Annotated in this window: 12 protein-coding genes; 4 read left to right on the top strand and 8 right to left on the bottom strand. The window is 61.5% G+C overall.

Annotated features, from left to right (window positions below):
• Positions 1-39: 39 nt before the first annotated feature.
• The 8 genes from HAP40_RS32130 to HAP40_RS32165 all read right to left on the bottom strand — a co-directional run bounded on the left by HAP40_RS32130 (position 40) and on the right by HAP40_RS32165 (position 9,008).
• Complete coding sequence (locus HAP40_RS32130; RefSeq protein ID WP_256380455.1) at positions 40-171, bottom strand: hypothetical protein; 132 nt, start codon at positions 169-171, stop codon at positions 40-42.
• Between the two features lie 81 nt (positions 172-252).
• On the bottom strand, positions 253-1,524 hold the full coding sequence (locus HAP40_RS32135; RefSeq protein WP_166813702.1) for a DUF3300 domain-containing protein: 1,272 nt from the start codon (positions 1,522-1,524) through the stop codon (positions 253-255).
• A 252-nt stretch (positions 1,525-1,776) separates the two neighbouring features.
• Positions 1,777-3,414, bottom strand: coding sequence for an arylsulfatase (locus HAP40_RS32140; RefSeq protein WP_166813700.1), 1,638 nt, complete (start codon positions 3,412-3,414; stop codon positions 1,777-1,779).
• 55 nt (positions 3,415-3,469) lie between these two features.
• A complete protein-coding gene (locus HAP40_RS32145; RefSeq protein WP_166813698.1) occupies positions 3,470-4,483 on the bottom strand; it encodes an HAD family hydrolase in 1,014 nt (337 codons plus the stop codon).
• A 78-nt stretch (positions 4,484-4,561) separates the two neighbouring features.
• Complete coding sequence (locus HAP40_RS32150; protein WP_166813696.1) at positions 4,562-6,271, bottom strand: arylsulfatase; 1,710 nt, start codon at positions 6,269-6,271, stop codon at positions 4,562-4,564.
• Positions 6,271-7,161, bottom strand: coding sequence for a formylglycine-generating enzyme family protein (locus HAP40_RS32155; RefSeq protein WP_166813694.1), 891 nt, complete (start codon positions 7,159-7,161; stop codon positions 6,271-6,273). Before HAP40_RS32155 ends, HAP40_RS32150 begins: the two co-directional genes overlap by 1 nt.
• A gap of 273 nt (positions 7,162-7,434) precedes the next feature.
• Positions 7,435-8,046: a DUF502 domain-containing protein gene (locus tag HAP40_RS32160; protein ID WP_166813692.1), complete on the bottom strand. Its 612-nt coding sequence runs from the start codon at positions 8,044-8,046 to the stop codon at positions 7,435-7,437.
• A 56-nt stretch (positions 8,047-8,102) separates the two neighbouring features.
• The gene (locus HAP40_RS32165; RefSeq protein WP_166813690.1) at positions 8,103-9,008 is read right to left on the bottom strand and encodes a transporter; all 906 of its coding nucleotides are present in this window, start codon (positions 9,006-9,008) and stop codon (positions 8,103-8,105) included.
• 696 nt (positions 9,009-9,704) lie between these two features.
• Here HAP40_RS32165 and HAP40_RS32170 point away from each other — a divergent pair.
• The 4 genes from HAP40_RS32170 (at position 9,705) to HAP40_RS32185 (ending at position 14,360) form a co-directional block, all read left to right on the top strand.
• Positions 9,705-11,927, top strand: a complete 2,223-nt coding sequence (locus HAP40_RS32170) for a sensor histidine kinase (RefSeq protein ID WP_166813688.1) — start codon at positions 9,705-9,707, stop codon at positions 11,925-11,927.
• The gene (locus tag HAP40_RS32175) at positions 11,924-12,550 is read left to right on the top strand and encodes a response regulator transcription factor (RefSeq protein ID WP_166813686.1); all 627 of its coding nucleotides are present in this window, start codon (positions 11,924-11,926) and stop codon (positions 12,548-12,550) included. Before HAP40_RS32170 ends, HAP40_RS32175 begins: the two co-directional genes overlap by 4 nt.
• Positions 12,551-12,614: 64 nt before the next feature.
• Entirely contained in the window at positions 12,615-13,013 is a 399-nt protein-coding gene (locus HAP40_RS32180) for a response regulator transcription factor (RefSeq protein ID WP_166813684.1), read from the top strand.
• Between the two features lie 390 nt (positions 13,014-13,403).
• Positions 13,404-14,360, top strand: coding sequence for an AAA family ATPase (locus HAP40_RS32185; RefSeq protein WP_208024919.1), 957 nt, complete (start codon positions 13,404-13,406; stop codon positions 14,358-14,360).
• Positions 14,361-14,365: the final 5 nt, after the last annotated feature.

Here is a 14,365-nt window from a genome sequence, read left to right on the forward strand (position 1 = left end):
TCAGCCTCCCATCTTCGCCGCGGCGCAGGCCCCGCCACACTAATGACTTTCGAGAAAGAGGAAGTTTTCCCAGCTCTTGATGCGAAGGAGCACGCGCCGCAGCAGCGCGACCGGCTCCCAGTGCTTTGTCAGGTTGGCCACCTCCGCAGCTGCGCCAAGCGGATCACGCATGCTCCGGAATCCCGGAGCGACCTGGGCCCGTGATTGCCGATGCCGTTATTGCGAGCGCACATGTATGAACCCAGGCCTTGATCAGCGCCGGCGGCCACCACCGTGAAAACCGCCACCACGGCCTCCTCCATGGAAACCACCGCCGTGGAAGCCACCGCCGCCGCGATGGAAGGCGGCGCCGCCGGCCCGCATGCCGCCACCTCTGTGCATCGCAGCCGGCCGGCCACCGCCGCCAACGCGGCCGCTGACCCGCGAGCGCGTCACGCTTCGGTGCGAGATCGCGGCGCGGTTGCCGGCGCCGGTGCGGGCGCGCGTGACGCTCTTGCTGCTGGTGCGGCGGCTCACGCTGGCACCGCCGCGATTGCCGGTGCGTTGCGAGACCGCTGTCCTGGCCCGGCCTGCGCCGGCGTTCGAGAACTTGCCGCCGGGAGCGCCGGTGCGATTGCGCAAGGCTTCGCGCGCGGCCGGCGTGTTGCCGCTGCCGAAGCGCCGCGCCACGCCGGCATCGCGGTAGGCGACACCGCCGCGATGGGCGGGATTGTGCGCCCAATTGTTGGTTCTGATGTTGGTGCGGTTGAACTGATTGTAACGGTTGACGTTGACGAAGACGTTACGATTCCACCAGTTACAGCCGCCCCAGATCGCTGCGCCGACGGCGACGGCGGTGGTGAAGCCGATCACGCCCGCGGCGACATAGCCCGGCGGATACCAATAGAACGGCTGATAGTCGGGATAGTCCCATGCGCCATACACCGCGCCGGGGTCGTAGACCGGAACGTAATATTCGTCCGGGTTGACCGGCTCGATCGAGATCGCCTGCTGCATGCCCACGGGCGCCGACACGCCCGCCGGCGGAGCGCTCTTGGTGACCTTCTGCTGCGGCGTCGATTTGAGATTGCCGGCGGCATCGGCGCGCTGACGCAGCTTCTGCACGGCGCCCATGACGTCTTGCTCCTGTGTGAGGAACGCGTCGCCGAGTTGCTGCACCCATTCGAGTTTGTCGTTCATCATCTGGAGCACCTGCGGGACCGATGTCAGCGCCTTGACGCTCGGATCCCAGGACTGCTTCTGCATCGCGTCCTCGAGCGCCTTGCCGGTGACGTTCTTGTTGTCCTGCGACCAGCGCGCGGCCTCCACGATCTCCAGCGGATAGGTCGACGCCATCAGGATCTGCGACAGCAGCGCATCCGGATAGAGCGCGATCGGCGCAACGAGCTGCTCGATCTGTCCGTCCGGAAGTTTTACGGCCGCCGGCGCCGCAGCCTGAGCCGGCGCCGGCTGCTGATCCGCCGGCGCCTGGGCATGCGCAGCCGTTGTCGCAATGAGTCCGACGACAAGAACCAAGGCCGACATTACTCGGTACCACCCCGCCGAAAGCCTCGTCACCATGCTCTTCGTCCTTTTTCCTAGAGCGCCTTTCGCATTTGAGTTTTGGCCTAGGCACCTGCGTCGACGTCCTCCCGTAAGCCGCAACGTGCTTCGAGTCGTCGACTATGCTGACCGTCGCCCAATCGACAACGCGTCCACTGACGCGCCGGCGATTGGCTCTCAATTACGACACTGTTGCGCAGTCGCGCGGAGCAATAAAACCCCAACCATCCACCGCTAGCCGCTGCTTGAGGATTGGAGCTGTTTCTGGATCTTCTCCAGATTGAACGAGCCGGGTGTCTGGCTTGGTGGATAGTCTTTCATCGTCTTCAGGAATTGGCCGGCCATGGCCTGCAAGGGGACGATGACGAAGGCATGTGACAGGAACCAGTCGTTGTAGATGTTTGCGCTGTGCTGGGCACGTTCGAACGGATCGCGTCGCAGGTTGAACAGCAGCGGCACTCGCAGCTCGACAAAGGGCTCGCGCCAGACCTCGAACGCCTGGGCGCGATTCTCCAGGAACACGACCTTCCAGTCGTCGTAGCGGATCGCCACGATCTGGCCGTCGTCGTTGACGTACATGAACTCCTTGCGCGGCGACTCCTTCGCCTTGCCGGTCAAGTAGTCGAGCATGTTGTAGCCGTCGATGTAGTTGCGATAGCGGCGGCCGTTGAGGTCGACGCCGTTGAGCAGCTTCTGCTTGATCTCGGGGTCGCCCGCCGCGGCCGCGAAAGTCGGCAGCCAATCCTCGTGCGAGACGATACCGTTGAGCGTGGTGCCAGCCGGAAACTGGCCTGGCCAGCGTGCAAAGGCCGGAACGCGATAGGCCCCCTCCCAGTTCGAATTCTTCTCGCTGCGGAACAGGGTCGTGCCGGCATCGGGCCAGGTATTGAAGTGCGGGCCATTGTCGGTCGAGTAGAATACGATGGTGTCGTTGGCGATGCCGAGATCGTCGATCAGCTTGAGAAGTTGGCCGACATTATTGTCATGCTCGACCATGCCGTCCATGTACTCGCTGCTGTTCGGACCGGCGATATTCTTGTTCGCCTCACGCACATGGGTGCGGAAATGCATGCGGGTGGCGTTCCACCAACAGAAGAACGGCCGGTTGGCGCGCTTCTGCCGATTGATGAAATCGGTCGCCGCCGCAACCGTCTCGTCATCGATCGTTTCCATGCGCTTTTTCGACAGCGGGCCGGTGTCCTCGATCTTGCCATCAGCCGACGCCTTGATGACGCCGCGAGGGCCATACTTCTTTCGGAACTCCGCGTCCTTCGGATAGTCGCGGTTCTCCGGCTCCTCCTCGGCGTTGAGATGATACAGATTGCCGAAGAACTCGTCGAAGCCATGTTGCGTCGGCAGATGCTCGTCGCGGTCGCCCTGGTGGTTCTTGCCGAACTGCCCGGTAGCATAGCCCCGGCTCTTCATGACCGTGGCCATGGTGACATCGGTTTTCTGCCAGCCTTCCTTGGCGCCGGGCAGGCCCACCTTGGTCATGCCCGTTCGCACCGGCACGTTCCCCCCAATGAAGGCGGCGCGGCCGGCCGTGCAGCTTTGCTGGCCGTAATAGTCGGTGAACGAAACGCCCTCTTTCGCGATCCGATCGATGTTCGGCGTCATGTAGCCCATCATGCCACGGTTGTTATGGCTGATATTCCAGGTTCCGATATCGTCGCCCCAGATGACGAGGATGTTAGGCTGACGGCCCGATGGAGCCGCTGCCGCGGGTGCAGCCGGCCCTTGCTGCGCTTGGGCCATTTGCACGGGCGAGCCCGAGATAAGTGCCGACGCGGCCAATGACGTACTCCCGAGCAGGATATTGCGCCGATCAACAGTTCCAGTGCTCGCCTTGGCGCGCTTTCCATCGTTGTTCATGTCTCTCTCCGTTTGGAACGATAGTTGAGGTCGAGTTTCAGTTCGCGTGTGCCTTCTATTGGAAGCCAAACACCCGCTTCCAGTCGTCCTTCATGCTGACGACGACCCAGCCATTGGCGCTCGCCGCGTCGAGGCCCTTGTCGAGCTTGCCGAAGGGCGACTTGCGGTCGTAGGCGTATTCGCGCTCCGCATCCGTATGGTGCACGATCAGGCCCAAGCGGCGGCCGCGCGCGCCGGTGGTCCATTGCAGCATCTGGAAGTCGCCGTCTGAATTGCCGAAGGCGGCAATCGGTCGGCGGCCGATATGCGAATTGATGCCGACAGGCTTGCCGGGGCCGTCATCGACGAGATCGATCGTCGGCAGGCGGATCAGAACCGGCCCATCCTTGTCGACCTTGAACTGCGTCTTGATGCTCGAGCCCACGACCTGCTCGGGAGGAATGCCGTAGACACGTTCGCTCCACGGACGCATGAATTCGATGCCGCCGCCCGAGACAATGAAGGTCTTGAAGCCGTTGGTCCTGAGGTAGCCGAGCAACTCTAGCATCGGCTGGTAGACGAGCTCGGTATAAGGCCGGTCGAACTTCGGATGGCGCGCGGTCTTGATCCAGTCGGAGGCAATCTGCTCGAACTCTGCGGTCGTCATTCCGGCATGCGTCGCCATGACGAGCTCGACCAGGCCCTTCTCGCCCGCCTTTGCGAGCGCGGCGATGTCCTTGTCAAGAACGGCCTTGAAGGGTTGCTTCTGCTTCCACTCCGGATGCCTGGGAGCCAGCGCCTTCACGCGGTCGAGCGCGAATGCGAGCTGCACGTACATCGGCTGCTCGCACCAGAGCGTGCCGTCGTTGTCGAATGTCGCGACGCGCTCAGCCGCCGGCACGAAGTCCGGGCTCCCTTCCCGGGTCACCCCGGAGACGAAGTCGACGATCGATTTCTTGGCCGGGCCTTCGTTCCAGGACTGTAGCGGGTCGGACTGCGCGAGCGCAGAGCCACCGGAGACAGACAATGAGGCTGCCGACGCCAGAAGACCGGCCACGATCAAACGACGGTCGATCAGGAGTTCCGTCATGGATTCCAGCCTCGTTCAAATCGGTATGCCGCAAGAGTGGAACGGCCCCGCAATCCGGGGCCGTTCCGTCGATCGCATCTAGTTGCCGGTAGGCAGTCCGATCGCGAAGCCTTCCTTCGCAAGCGCATCCCTGAAGAACTGGAAGCGCTGGTACTGGGTGAGCGTGATGGGCCCTGTATAGGTCTCACTCTGCAACTTGCGCGGAGGATATTTCACGTAAGTCTGCATGAGCTCCTTGATTGCGGCATTGATCGAAACCAGAGACCAGGTGTGCTCCGTATAGTTGTTCATGAAAACGTCGTAGCGCTCCTGTGGGTCCTGCCAGAGGTCAAAGACCTGAGGAACGGTCGCCACATAGGACTCCGGTCCCTTCCAGCCGAGATTGCTGTCAACCGCCAGGCCGCCGGTCTTTGCGCCATTGTCACCACGCAGATTGAATACGGCCTTGTAGTTGCCAACACGCGCGGCACCAGGCGTGAGCTCGGACTCGGTGAAATAGAACCAGCTCTTGCGCTCCGATTTCCCGTTACCGAACAGGATCGGGGACATATCGATGCTGTCGAAGATGATGGGCTTACCTTCGCGATCGTTCTCCGGCAGCTTCACGCCGGCGAGTTTCGCGAACGTCGCCATGTAATCGAGGCCGCCGACGATGTCGGAGTTCTTCGCGCCGGCCTTGATGCCCGGCCCCCATGCGAGGGACGGGACGCGGTTGCCGCCCTCGCGGACCGTGCCCTTGGTGCCGCGGAATGGCGTATAGCCGGCATCCGGATAGACGTCCTGCCAGGCGCCGTTGTCGGTGGTCCAGAACACATAAGTGTTTTTGTCGAGGCCGAGCGACCGCACCTTGTCCATGATGCGACCGATCCGCGTGTCGTTCTCAACGACCGAGTCGGCGTACTTGCTCTTCGACATCGACTTGCCCTGGAATTCGGGCGCCGGCATGTTGGGCTGGTGCACCTTCATGAAGTTGATGCTCATGAAGAATGGGCCCGAGGACCTGTTGCGATCGAGATATTCGAGCGAGGCCTTCTCGACATAGTCGTCGAAGAAGGGGATGCCGACGACGCCCTTATCCGGCGTGTTGACGTACTGGCCGTTGATCCTGAAATCCTCCTTCGCCTTCTCGCCTGCGTTTCCGGACAATGCGCCTTTCGTCACCCTCGTGAACATCGCCCTGAGCTCGGGGTCCATGTCAGGAAACCAGGTCGGGTCGGCATAGGTGTAAGCATTGAGATGATAGAGCCCGCAATACTTCATCTCGTCATAGCCCTGGGCGTTCGGGATCGCGTAATCATCCTCGCCGAGATGCCATTTGCCGGTGAAAAAGGTCTTGTAGCCGGCAGTCTTCAGAACCGAGGCAAGTGTCCATTCTGCTGCAGGAAGACCGCCGCCCTGCCCCTGGAATGCCACGGTGGTCATGCCGCTGCGATTTGGAATGCGACCAGTCTGCACCGCGGCACGACCGGGCGTGCAGCTTGGCTGCGCATAGAAGGACATGAACTGCATGCCTTCAGCCGCGAGGCGATCGATGTTGGGCGTCGGCATGCCGCGATTTTCGCCACCACCGTACGGCCCGGAATCACCGTAACCGAAGTCGTCCGACAGGATCAGGATGATGTTCGGCCTTGCTCCCCCGGCAGAGGATGACGGCTGCGGGGTGGTCGCCTGCGCTTGCGCAGTCTGGACGGGTGCCATCGCCGAGAAAGCGGCAATGGTGGCCAGCGAGCTGGAGGCCGCGAGCAGCTTGCGGCGGCTGAAGTCTTCCGTCGTCTTCTTGTCAGTCATCACTCTCTCCCTGGACGTGTCACGCAACGGAACCCGAGATGGCTGGTCGACGTGTCGATCGGCTCGGCATGACGCGCAGCCGGCCTGTAGCGCCGGCAATAGTTCGGCGCGCAAAGGTGCGAGCCGCCCTTGATCACCTTGCGCGGTATGCGGCTGAGCGGCAGTGACGGATCGTGGCTGTCATGCTCGGAGCCGCCCCGCGGATTCTGGGGAATGCAGCAGGCTTTCTTCGCATCGGCCTGGTGCTTCGGAGCCCACCAGTCGCTGGTCCACTCCCAAACGTTTCCGATCATGTCGAACACGCCATAGCCGTTCGGCGGATAGCTCATCACGGGAGAGGTCCGCGGGTAGCCGTCCTCACAGCGGTTCTCAAACGGGAAGTGACCTTGCCAGGTATTGGCCTGATGCACGCCGCCCGGGGCGAGCTCATCCCCCCAGGCATACTCGGCTCCCTCGAGGCCACCGCGCGCTGCAAATTCCCATTCCGCTTCCGTCGGCAAATCCTTGCCGGCCCATCGCGCATAGGCGAGCGCGTCGGCATGGGCGACATGCACAACCGGATGGTCGTCGAGCGACTTAATATTGCTTTTCGGGCCGTAGGGACGGCGCCAATTCGCGCCCTTGAGCAGCGTCCACCATCGGCTGTAGTCGCGAAGATCCACAGGATGATCCGGAGGCGTGAAGACGAGCGAGCCCGCGTAGATCATGTGCGGCAAGGCATCCGGATAGTCCTTTGGATCCGGAGGGACCTCGGCGAACGTGACATGGCCGGTAGCTCGCACGAACTCCTTGAACTGGCGGTTCGTCACCGGCGTGCGATCGATCCAGAAGCCGTCGACGCTCACCATGTGAGATGGCGCCTCCTCGGGATAATGCCGATCCGACCCCATCCGGAAGGTCCCCCCCGGAATGAAGATCGCGTTCGGGGGGCCGCCTTCGCCGACATCTGCGATCCGTGTCTGCGCAATGTTCACGTCGGATCCTCCGCGCTATCAAGGCGTCCGGCAGCAGTTCGCCTGATGACCGCCGGCTAGAGAGGCCAAAACTCTAAGGCGCGGCATTTATTGGCCTAGTTGGACCTTGGTCCATCATGTTTCGTGCGAGCTAACACGATGCTCATCTTCACCGAATCCCGAGCCTTGGCGGGAACCCGCCCCCCGAAGTCAGGTCGGCGAGCTCCGCAGATCCTGTCCTCGAAGCGCGGCCGCCGAACCGATCCCGATGTTCTTCACGATCGTCCTCGCCTGCAGCATGGTGATGTCGAGCGGCCTCACATGCTCGCCCGGGTAGTACCTCACGTTGCCGACCAGTGGCGTCGGTGCCTGCGGCACGAAGACGACCATCCAGTTGTTCTCCAGCGCTTCCAGCAGGTATCCGATCTGCCAGCCTCCTTCGGCGCTGACCAGCACCGGCTTGAACTCATCGCTCGCGGTTTCGGCCTGGGCAAGGCCTTGGGCCATGCTCTTGACCATCTGGTATTGCGGCATGCCGCCGAGAAACGAATTTTCGAACCACGCGCTGGCGTTTGCCCCAACCCTCGTCCGCGCCACGACGCCGGCCAGGAAAGAAACCAGAACAAGAAGAATCGCCGCCAGAATCGTCACGATGCCGACGCCGGCGATCTTCCCGACCTCGTCGAAATGCAGCCAATGCGACACGGGCAGCGCCGCCTGGACTGCGATCCGCATGGCGTGGCCGAGGATCACCAGGACGAGAGCCAGGGGCAGCAGGAACAACGCGCCCCCGATGACCGTGGTCTTCAAGAACTGCTTCATCGCGCCTCCCCATCATCCGGCGTTGCGCAAGTTAGGCCCGCAACATTCCGGGCGAGCTACCATGTGATGTTCAGCCGGAACTGGCTCTTGAAATTGTAGACCGGATAATCCTTGATGATGGGGACGCCGACTTCCAGCGAGGCCGCGACGTTGTCGGACAGCTTCTTTCCCGCGCGTACGTCCAGCGGCAGAAACAGGCGGCCGGTCTGTCCGGTGATTGGATCGCCGAGATTTATCCGGATGTCCTGGCTGGGATAAAAGGTGACGAACCAGCGATCGGGCAGACCGATGTTCAGGGTCGGACCAAACTGCAGGTTGCTGATATTCCGCCTCGTCGGGTCTCCGGCAACACTGACGTCATACCGGAAGATTGGCTCGAAGTAGCTCGACTTGCTGATTTCCGGCAGCGCAACACGAAAGCCGACGATCGGCATGACGCGCCACTTGCCCGATCCCAGCGGATCTTCACCGGTCGGGGTGATCAAACGGGCGCCGAAGCCCACTGCCCAGCGCTTGTCGAGATCATGAATGACGGCAGCCTGGATGTCGGCATCGCCAATGCCGTACAGGTAGTCCCCGTTCGGGTTGCTCGAATTGATCGTGTTCCTGGCCAGCAGCGGCAGATCCGTTCGTGTCACCACCGTCCACGTCGGGGTCAAATAGAACGCATGGTCATAGCGCAGATTCAGCGTCTGCGTGGTGACGTCCCGCGTGCTTCCCGGCGCCGTACGGTACTCGTACTGGAACTGAAACAGGTTCGGAGGCGGCCGGAAGAAATCCAGGCCGGACAGGTCGTATGTTTCGGCCGACTGCGCAGCGGCGGAGGTCGACCACAACAGACCGAGCGTGATGAGGAACGCGGCCCGACGCCTGCCTGTGGCTGCACTCCAGGCACACGAGCCGATGCGACCGGGGCAAGTTCTCGCATGGGCCTCCACGCCGGACGTCTTGTTGCGCATCATGCGCGCTCCGGAACTCAGCTTCAAACTCCTATCGCATGGCCTCGCTCATAGAACGTCAGGACGTCACGATATTGAACCAGAACTCGAAGGCATCAAGAGCGGAAACGACATCGCGCTACTTTGCCTGATCGCCGTATCGGTCATACGCGGCTCGTGTGACGGCGGCCGGTTGGAGGGCTGAAAGCTAAAATGCAGCCGACACACAGACCTAGTTGGACCTTGGTCCATCCGTATTGCATGCGCTCGTTGCGAAGACCCTAGGCCTGGCCGTTGACTGATACGCCCCTGCGGTCGCTCGCGACCATGTGCCGCGCCGCGCGGTTCCCGCAAGCCAGATTTGAAACGCCACAAAAACGAAGCGCCACAAAGTGCTGACCTAGCCTGGATGGCCAGGGAAAATTGGCCTTAGATTGCAGGCCATTTCGTCCCTCTCGCCCCATGGCACAAACTGCATAGTGCTTCCGAATTATAGTGTTCCGAATGAAAGGCACAAACCTGCTTGGCCGAGCTTGTTTGGTAAGAGCTGCGGATCCATCCCGTCAGCATTCCAGACCGCTCAACTCGACATAGATCGACCATAGGTTTTAGCGTACCTTTGTACCCCGAAGCGGGTCGAAATTTGTGAAAATTGTCGGTCGAGCTATAGGACAAACAACAAGAACGAATTGCAGCGGCATCCTGCCCGGTGTCGTTCAGTTGATCGTTATTGTGTTTTTCTTGTCGGGTGGTCAATCGCGCGCAGATGACTCGCCGCGGCACATCCTCATCTTAAGCGCCTATAATTACACGATGCCCGCCGCGACCCAGGTCATAGACGGCATTCAGGATCGTCTTCGCGAGCAAAGCAAAAAGAAGCTGGAGATCGACGCCGAATTTCTCGATCTCGTCCGCGTCACCGACCCCCAGCACGAGCTGCGCACGGCGAATTTCGTGCGTGAAAAATATGCGGCGAGGCCGCCGGACCTCGTCGTCGCGGTAGGCGGCACCGCACTCCAGTACATCATGAAGTATCGCGACATCGTGGCTCCACACGTTCCCGTGGTGTTCGCGGGAGTCTCGCAAGCAACCTATTCTACACTGCGCCCGCCCACGAACGTCACCGGCGTACTGATCGGACTCGATTTCGAGAAAACCCTTCGCCTCGCCGAACAGCTTCAGCCTTCCGCTCGGCGGCTCTTCGTCATCGCCAGCAATATCACTCTCGAAGACCGTCGATGGCAGGACATTGTTCGCCGCACCATCGAGCAACATGACCGAAAGTTTGAAACAACTTATCTCTTCGGGCTTCCGTTCGATACCGTCGCTGACGAGGTCTCGCGAATACCCAGGGACGCGATTGTCATCCTCTTGAGCTTCTTCGGCGACGGTACGGGAAAAGCCTTTGTCGCGAGGGACGTAGCCCGCAACCTCGCCCGCATCTCCCCTGCCCCGGTCTACGGGCCTTACAGCACCTATCTCGACACCGGCGTCGTGGGCGGGTTTTTCGAGACATTCGAATCGCATGGCGCGGCGGCAGCCGATCTGATCCTGGCGATCGAGGCCGGGGCAGATCCCGTCTCGCTCCCGCCGAAAGTCAACCCAACCCAGGCCTTCCAAGTGGACGCGAGAGCGATGGCGCGGTGGGGCTTGAAGCAGAGCGATCTCCCGCCCGGCACGACCGTGTTGTTCAAGCAGCCGAGTCTTTGGGAGGAGCATCATTATCTAATTTCGGCGGTGGCCTTGGTCATTGCGTTGCAAACGATAATCGTCGCCGCGCTGCTGATTCAACGACGACGGCGCCGGCAGGCCGAAAGCTCGCTCAAGGAGAGCGAGGACCGCATGACCTTTACCGCCGCATCCGCCAATATCGGATTGTGGCAGTTCGACCGCACCACGGACGAGTTGTGGGCGACGGATCACTGCCGGACCATGTTCGGCCTTGCCAGCGACACCCCCCTCACGCGCGAGGCATTCGTCGCGGCGGTGCATCCCGAGGATCGGCGCATCGCAGTAGGCACATTGCGGGGCATATTGCGGGGGCGCGCCGCCGTGACAGACATCCGCATTGTCCGTCCCGACGGCGCGATCCGCTGGTTCAGAGTTCGCGCCCGCGCTCCCCTCGACAGCAACAGCTCGCCGGATCAACTCAGCGGAATCTTCGTCGATCTCACCGACCAGAAGGCAGCGGAGTCCGAAGCGGAGCTGCAACGCCAGGAAATCGCGCATCTGATGCGCGTCTCCACGCTCGGCGAGCTATCGGGCGCGATTGCCCACGAAGTCAATCAGCCGCTCACGGCCATACTTTCGAATGCGCAGGCCGCGCTCTATCTCCTCGAGCAAGACGAGCCCAATCTGGCCGAAGTGCGGGATGCCCTCCAGGACATCGTCAAGGAGGACAGTCGCGCTGGCAATGTTGTTCGACGTTTGCGCGGGCTGCTCAAGAAGGATCAGACACGCTCCGAGTTCATCGACCTCAATGAGATGGTCGATTCAGCCAAGTCGCTGCTCCGCAGTGAATTGATCAGCCGGCGCGTGACGATAGAAACAGACCTGGCAAAGAGCAGACCGACCGTGTACGGCGACTCCGTACAACTGCAGCAGGTCCTTCTCAATCTCATCATCAACTCCATGGACGCGATGGTTTCGACACCCGTGAACCAACGGCGCGTCCGCATCCACACCCGGGATGCTCCAAAGGGAAACGGCGCGATCGAGCTGTTGGTGAGTGACAACGGATGCGGCGTCCGACATGTTGACGGCAAGAAACTGTTTTCGCCGTTCTATACGACCAAGGACCACGGCCTCGGTCTTGGCCTGACCATCTGTTCCGGTATCATCCGAAGGCACGGCGGCACGATCGATCTCCAGGACAACGAGGCGGGCGGCGCGACAGCAAAGATCACTCTACCCGCTCCGCCAATGCTCATGGCTGCTCAATGACGGACCGTGAATTCACAGTCTTTCTGGTCGATGACGACGAGAGCGTGCTGAAGGCAATCGCCCGGCTGCTGCTGGTGCGAGGGTATCGCGTTCAACCATTCGCCTCACCAAGCGAATTTCTCGCAAATCACGACGCGTCGATTGCTGGATGCGCCATCCTGGACGTGGCGATGCCGGACCTTGACGGGCTCGCGCTGCAACAAGCGCTCGGCGCGAGCGGATCCTGCCGCCCGGTCATTTTCCTGACCGGGCGAGGCGACATTCCCACCACCGTCCGCGCCATGCGGGCCGGTGCCGTCGATTTTCTGACCAAGCCAGTTAGCGATACTGACCTATTGATGGCCATCGAACGGGCCGAGCGGAGGGATGGCGAAACTCGCGCTGCCGAGGCGGGCCGGATCTCGTTCAACACCAGGCTCGCCATGCTCACGCCACGGGAGCGCGAGGTCATGCAGCACGTCGTCGCCGGCCGCCTCAACAAGCAGATTGCTGGCGTTCTGGGAACCGCCGAGAAAACTGTGAAGGTTCATCGCGGTCGGGTCATGGCGAAGCTTGGCGTTCGCTCCGTCGCAGACCTCGTACGCCTGGCAGAAAGATCCGGAATCGCGGGCAGCGAGACGTGACGGACACCGTGTGGGCCTTTGGGCCAACTCGACAACGCCCCGTTGCAGCGCCGATAGTGGGTGCATGGCACAACCTCCCCGGTGGATAGCAATCGTCGATGACGATCCGTCGGTCCTCAGGGCGCTATCGCGATTGCTGAGGACACGGGGCATCGACTTGAGAACGTACGAGTCCGCCAGGGACTTCCTCAGCTCGCTGCCGGACGAGGCAACAGGCGCGTGGCCCGACTGTCTGATCCTGGACCTCCAAATGCCCGAAATGAACGGCCTCGACCTTCAACGACACCTGAAGCGGTCAGGGATCCAGATCCCAACCATTGTCATCACCGCGCATTCCGAAGACGACATGCGCGAGCTCTGCATGGCGGCAGGTGCTCACGCCTATCTCCTCAAGCCCCTCGATGATCTGACTCTGATCGCGGCGATCAACGACGTTCGAGCGAGAGGCGCGCGACCCGCATGATACGCGGTCTGGTGCCTATTGGACCTAGGTCCAATGTTGCTATCGCAAGTTCGTATGGGATGCTGTCCCACGATGAAGGTCTTCAACGCTTGGAAGAATCCCTTTACGGGCGCTGAGCCGTTGCGGATCCGAATTGCGATTGGGGCGCTTGGCGCTTCGCTCCGGTCCACCGAACCTTTTCGATGAATATGCGCCGGGCGTTTGGTCGGCAGATCTCAGCATCGATCCGAATGCTGGTGCTGTGACATGCTGGACAAGGCGGCGACCACACAGGGGTAGCGATCACAAGGCCCCGCCGTCACGCGCGGCGGCCGGCAATCGTTTCATGTTGGGAGAGCTGTGCTGACGGAGCTGGAAAATTCAAAGAAGGTATCCGCAGCCCGTGACGCTATACTTGAACTGAAGTCGCGGATCGGAAAATCTGTGCTCGGCCAGGATCACCTGGTCGAGAGCATGCTGATTGCGCTGATCGCCAACGGAAACCTCCTGATCGAAAGTCTTCCGGGTCTCGCCAAGACGCGGGCGGTCAAGACATTAGCTAAACATCTCGCGGCGGATCTGTCGCGTGTGCAGTTCACCCCGGATCTGCTGCCTTCGGATGTGACCGGCGCAGAGATCTACGTCCAGACCGCGAACGGAGGCCAGTTTCAGTTCCAGAAGGGACCGATCTTCGCGAACCTCGTACTTGCCGACGAGATCAACCGCGCGCCGGCCAAGGTGCAGTCCGCGCTGCTCGAGGCCATGGAAGAACGTCAGGTCACGGCCGCGGGCAAGACCTACAAGATGCCAGACCTGTTCATGGTGCTCGCCACCGAGAACCCGATCGAGCAGGAGGGAACCTATCAGCTACCCGAGGCGCAGCTCGACCGCTTCCTGATGCATGTCGTCATCACCTATCCCGATGAAGCGATCGAGGGAGAGATCATCAAGCTCAATCGTGCCGAGAGCGCACAGAAAGCGAAGGATCATACTGCGGAGCCGGAAGCCATCCCGCAGCAGGCGATCTTCGATGCACGCGGGGAGATCGACGGCATCTTCGTGTCCGATCTCGCTCAGAAATACATGGTCGACGTGATCACTGCGACGCGCTTTCCGGACCGCTACGGCGAGCCACTGGGCAAATGGATCCAAGTCGGCGCCAGTCCGCGCGGCAGCCTGGCGCTCGATCGCTGCGCGCGTGCGCGCGCCTGGCTGGACGAATACGAGTTTGTGACGCCGGATCATATACGCGCGGTCATGCATGACTGCCTACGGCACCGGCTGATCCTGAGCTACGAAGCCGTATCCCAAGGCATCACCGCCGATCAGGTGATCGACAAGATTGCGGCACTCGTCGTATCGGCGTGAGGTAG

Origin of the sequence: Bradyrhizobium sp. 1(2017), from assembly GCF_011602485.2 — a bacterium.
Taxonomy (GTDB): Bacteria; Pseudomonadota; Alphaproteobacteria; order Rhizobiales; family Xanthobacteraceae; genus Bradyrhizobium.

What these genes read in the sequence shown, in the direction of transcription:
- HAP40_RS32130 (WP_256380455.1), bottom strand. Translation starts at nt 171, where the DNA reads ATGCGTGATCCGCTTGGCGCAGCTGCGGAGGTGGCCAACCTGACAAAG.
- HAP40_RS32135 (WP_166813702.1), bottom strand. Translation starts at nt 1,524, where the DNA reads ATGTCGGCCTTGGTTCTTGTCGTCGGACTCATTGCGACAACGGCTGCG.
- HAP40_RS32140 (WP_166813700.1), bottom strand. Translation starts at nt 3,414, where the DNA reads ATGAACAACGATGGAAAGCGCGCCAAGGCGAGCACTGGAACTGTTGAT.
- HAP40_RS32145 (WP_166813698.1), bottom strand. Translation starts at nt 4,483, where the DNA reads ATGACGGAACTCCTGATCGACCGTCGTTTGATCGTGGCCGGTCTTCTG.
- HAP40_RS32150 (WP_166813696.1), bottom strand. Translation starts at nt 6,271, where the DNA reads ATGACTGACAAGAAGACGACGGAAGACTTCAGCCGCCGCAAGCTGCTC.
- HAP40_RS32155 (WP_166813694.1), bottom strand. Translation starts at nt 7,161, where the DNA reads ATGGGGTCGGATCGGCATTATCCCGAGGAGGCGCCATCTCACATGGTG.
- HAP40_RS32160 (WP_166813692.1), bottom strand. Translation starts at nt 8,046, where the DNA reads ATGAAGCAGTTCTTGAAGACCACGGTCATCGGGGGCGCGTTGTTCCTG.
- HAP40_RS32165 (WP_166813690.1), bottom strand. Translation starts at nt 9,008, where the DNA reads ATGATGCGCAACAAGACGTCCGGCGTGGAGGCCCATGCGAGAACTTGC.
- HAP40_RS32175 (WP_166813686.1), top strand. Translation starts at nt 11,924, where the DNA reads ATGACGGACCGTGAATTCACAGTCTTTCTGGTCGATGACGACGAGAGC.
- HAP40_RS32180 (WP_166813684.1), top strand. Translation starts at nt 12,615, where the DNA reads ATGGCACAACCTCCCCGGTGGATAGCAATCGTCGATGACGATCCGTCG.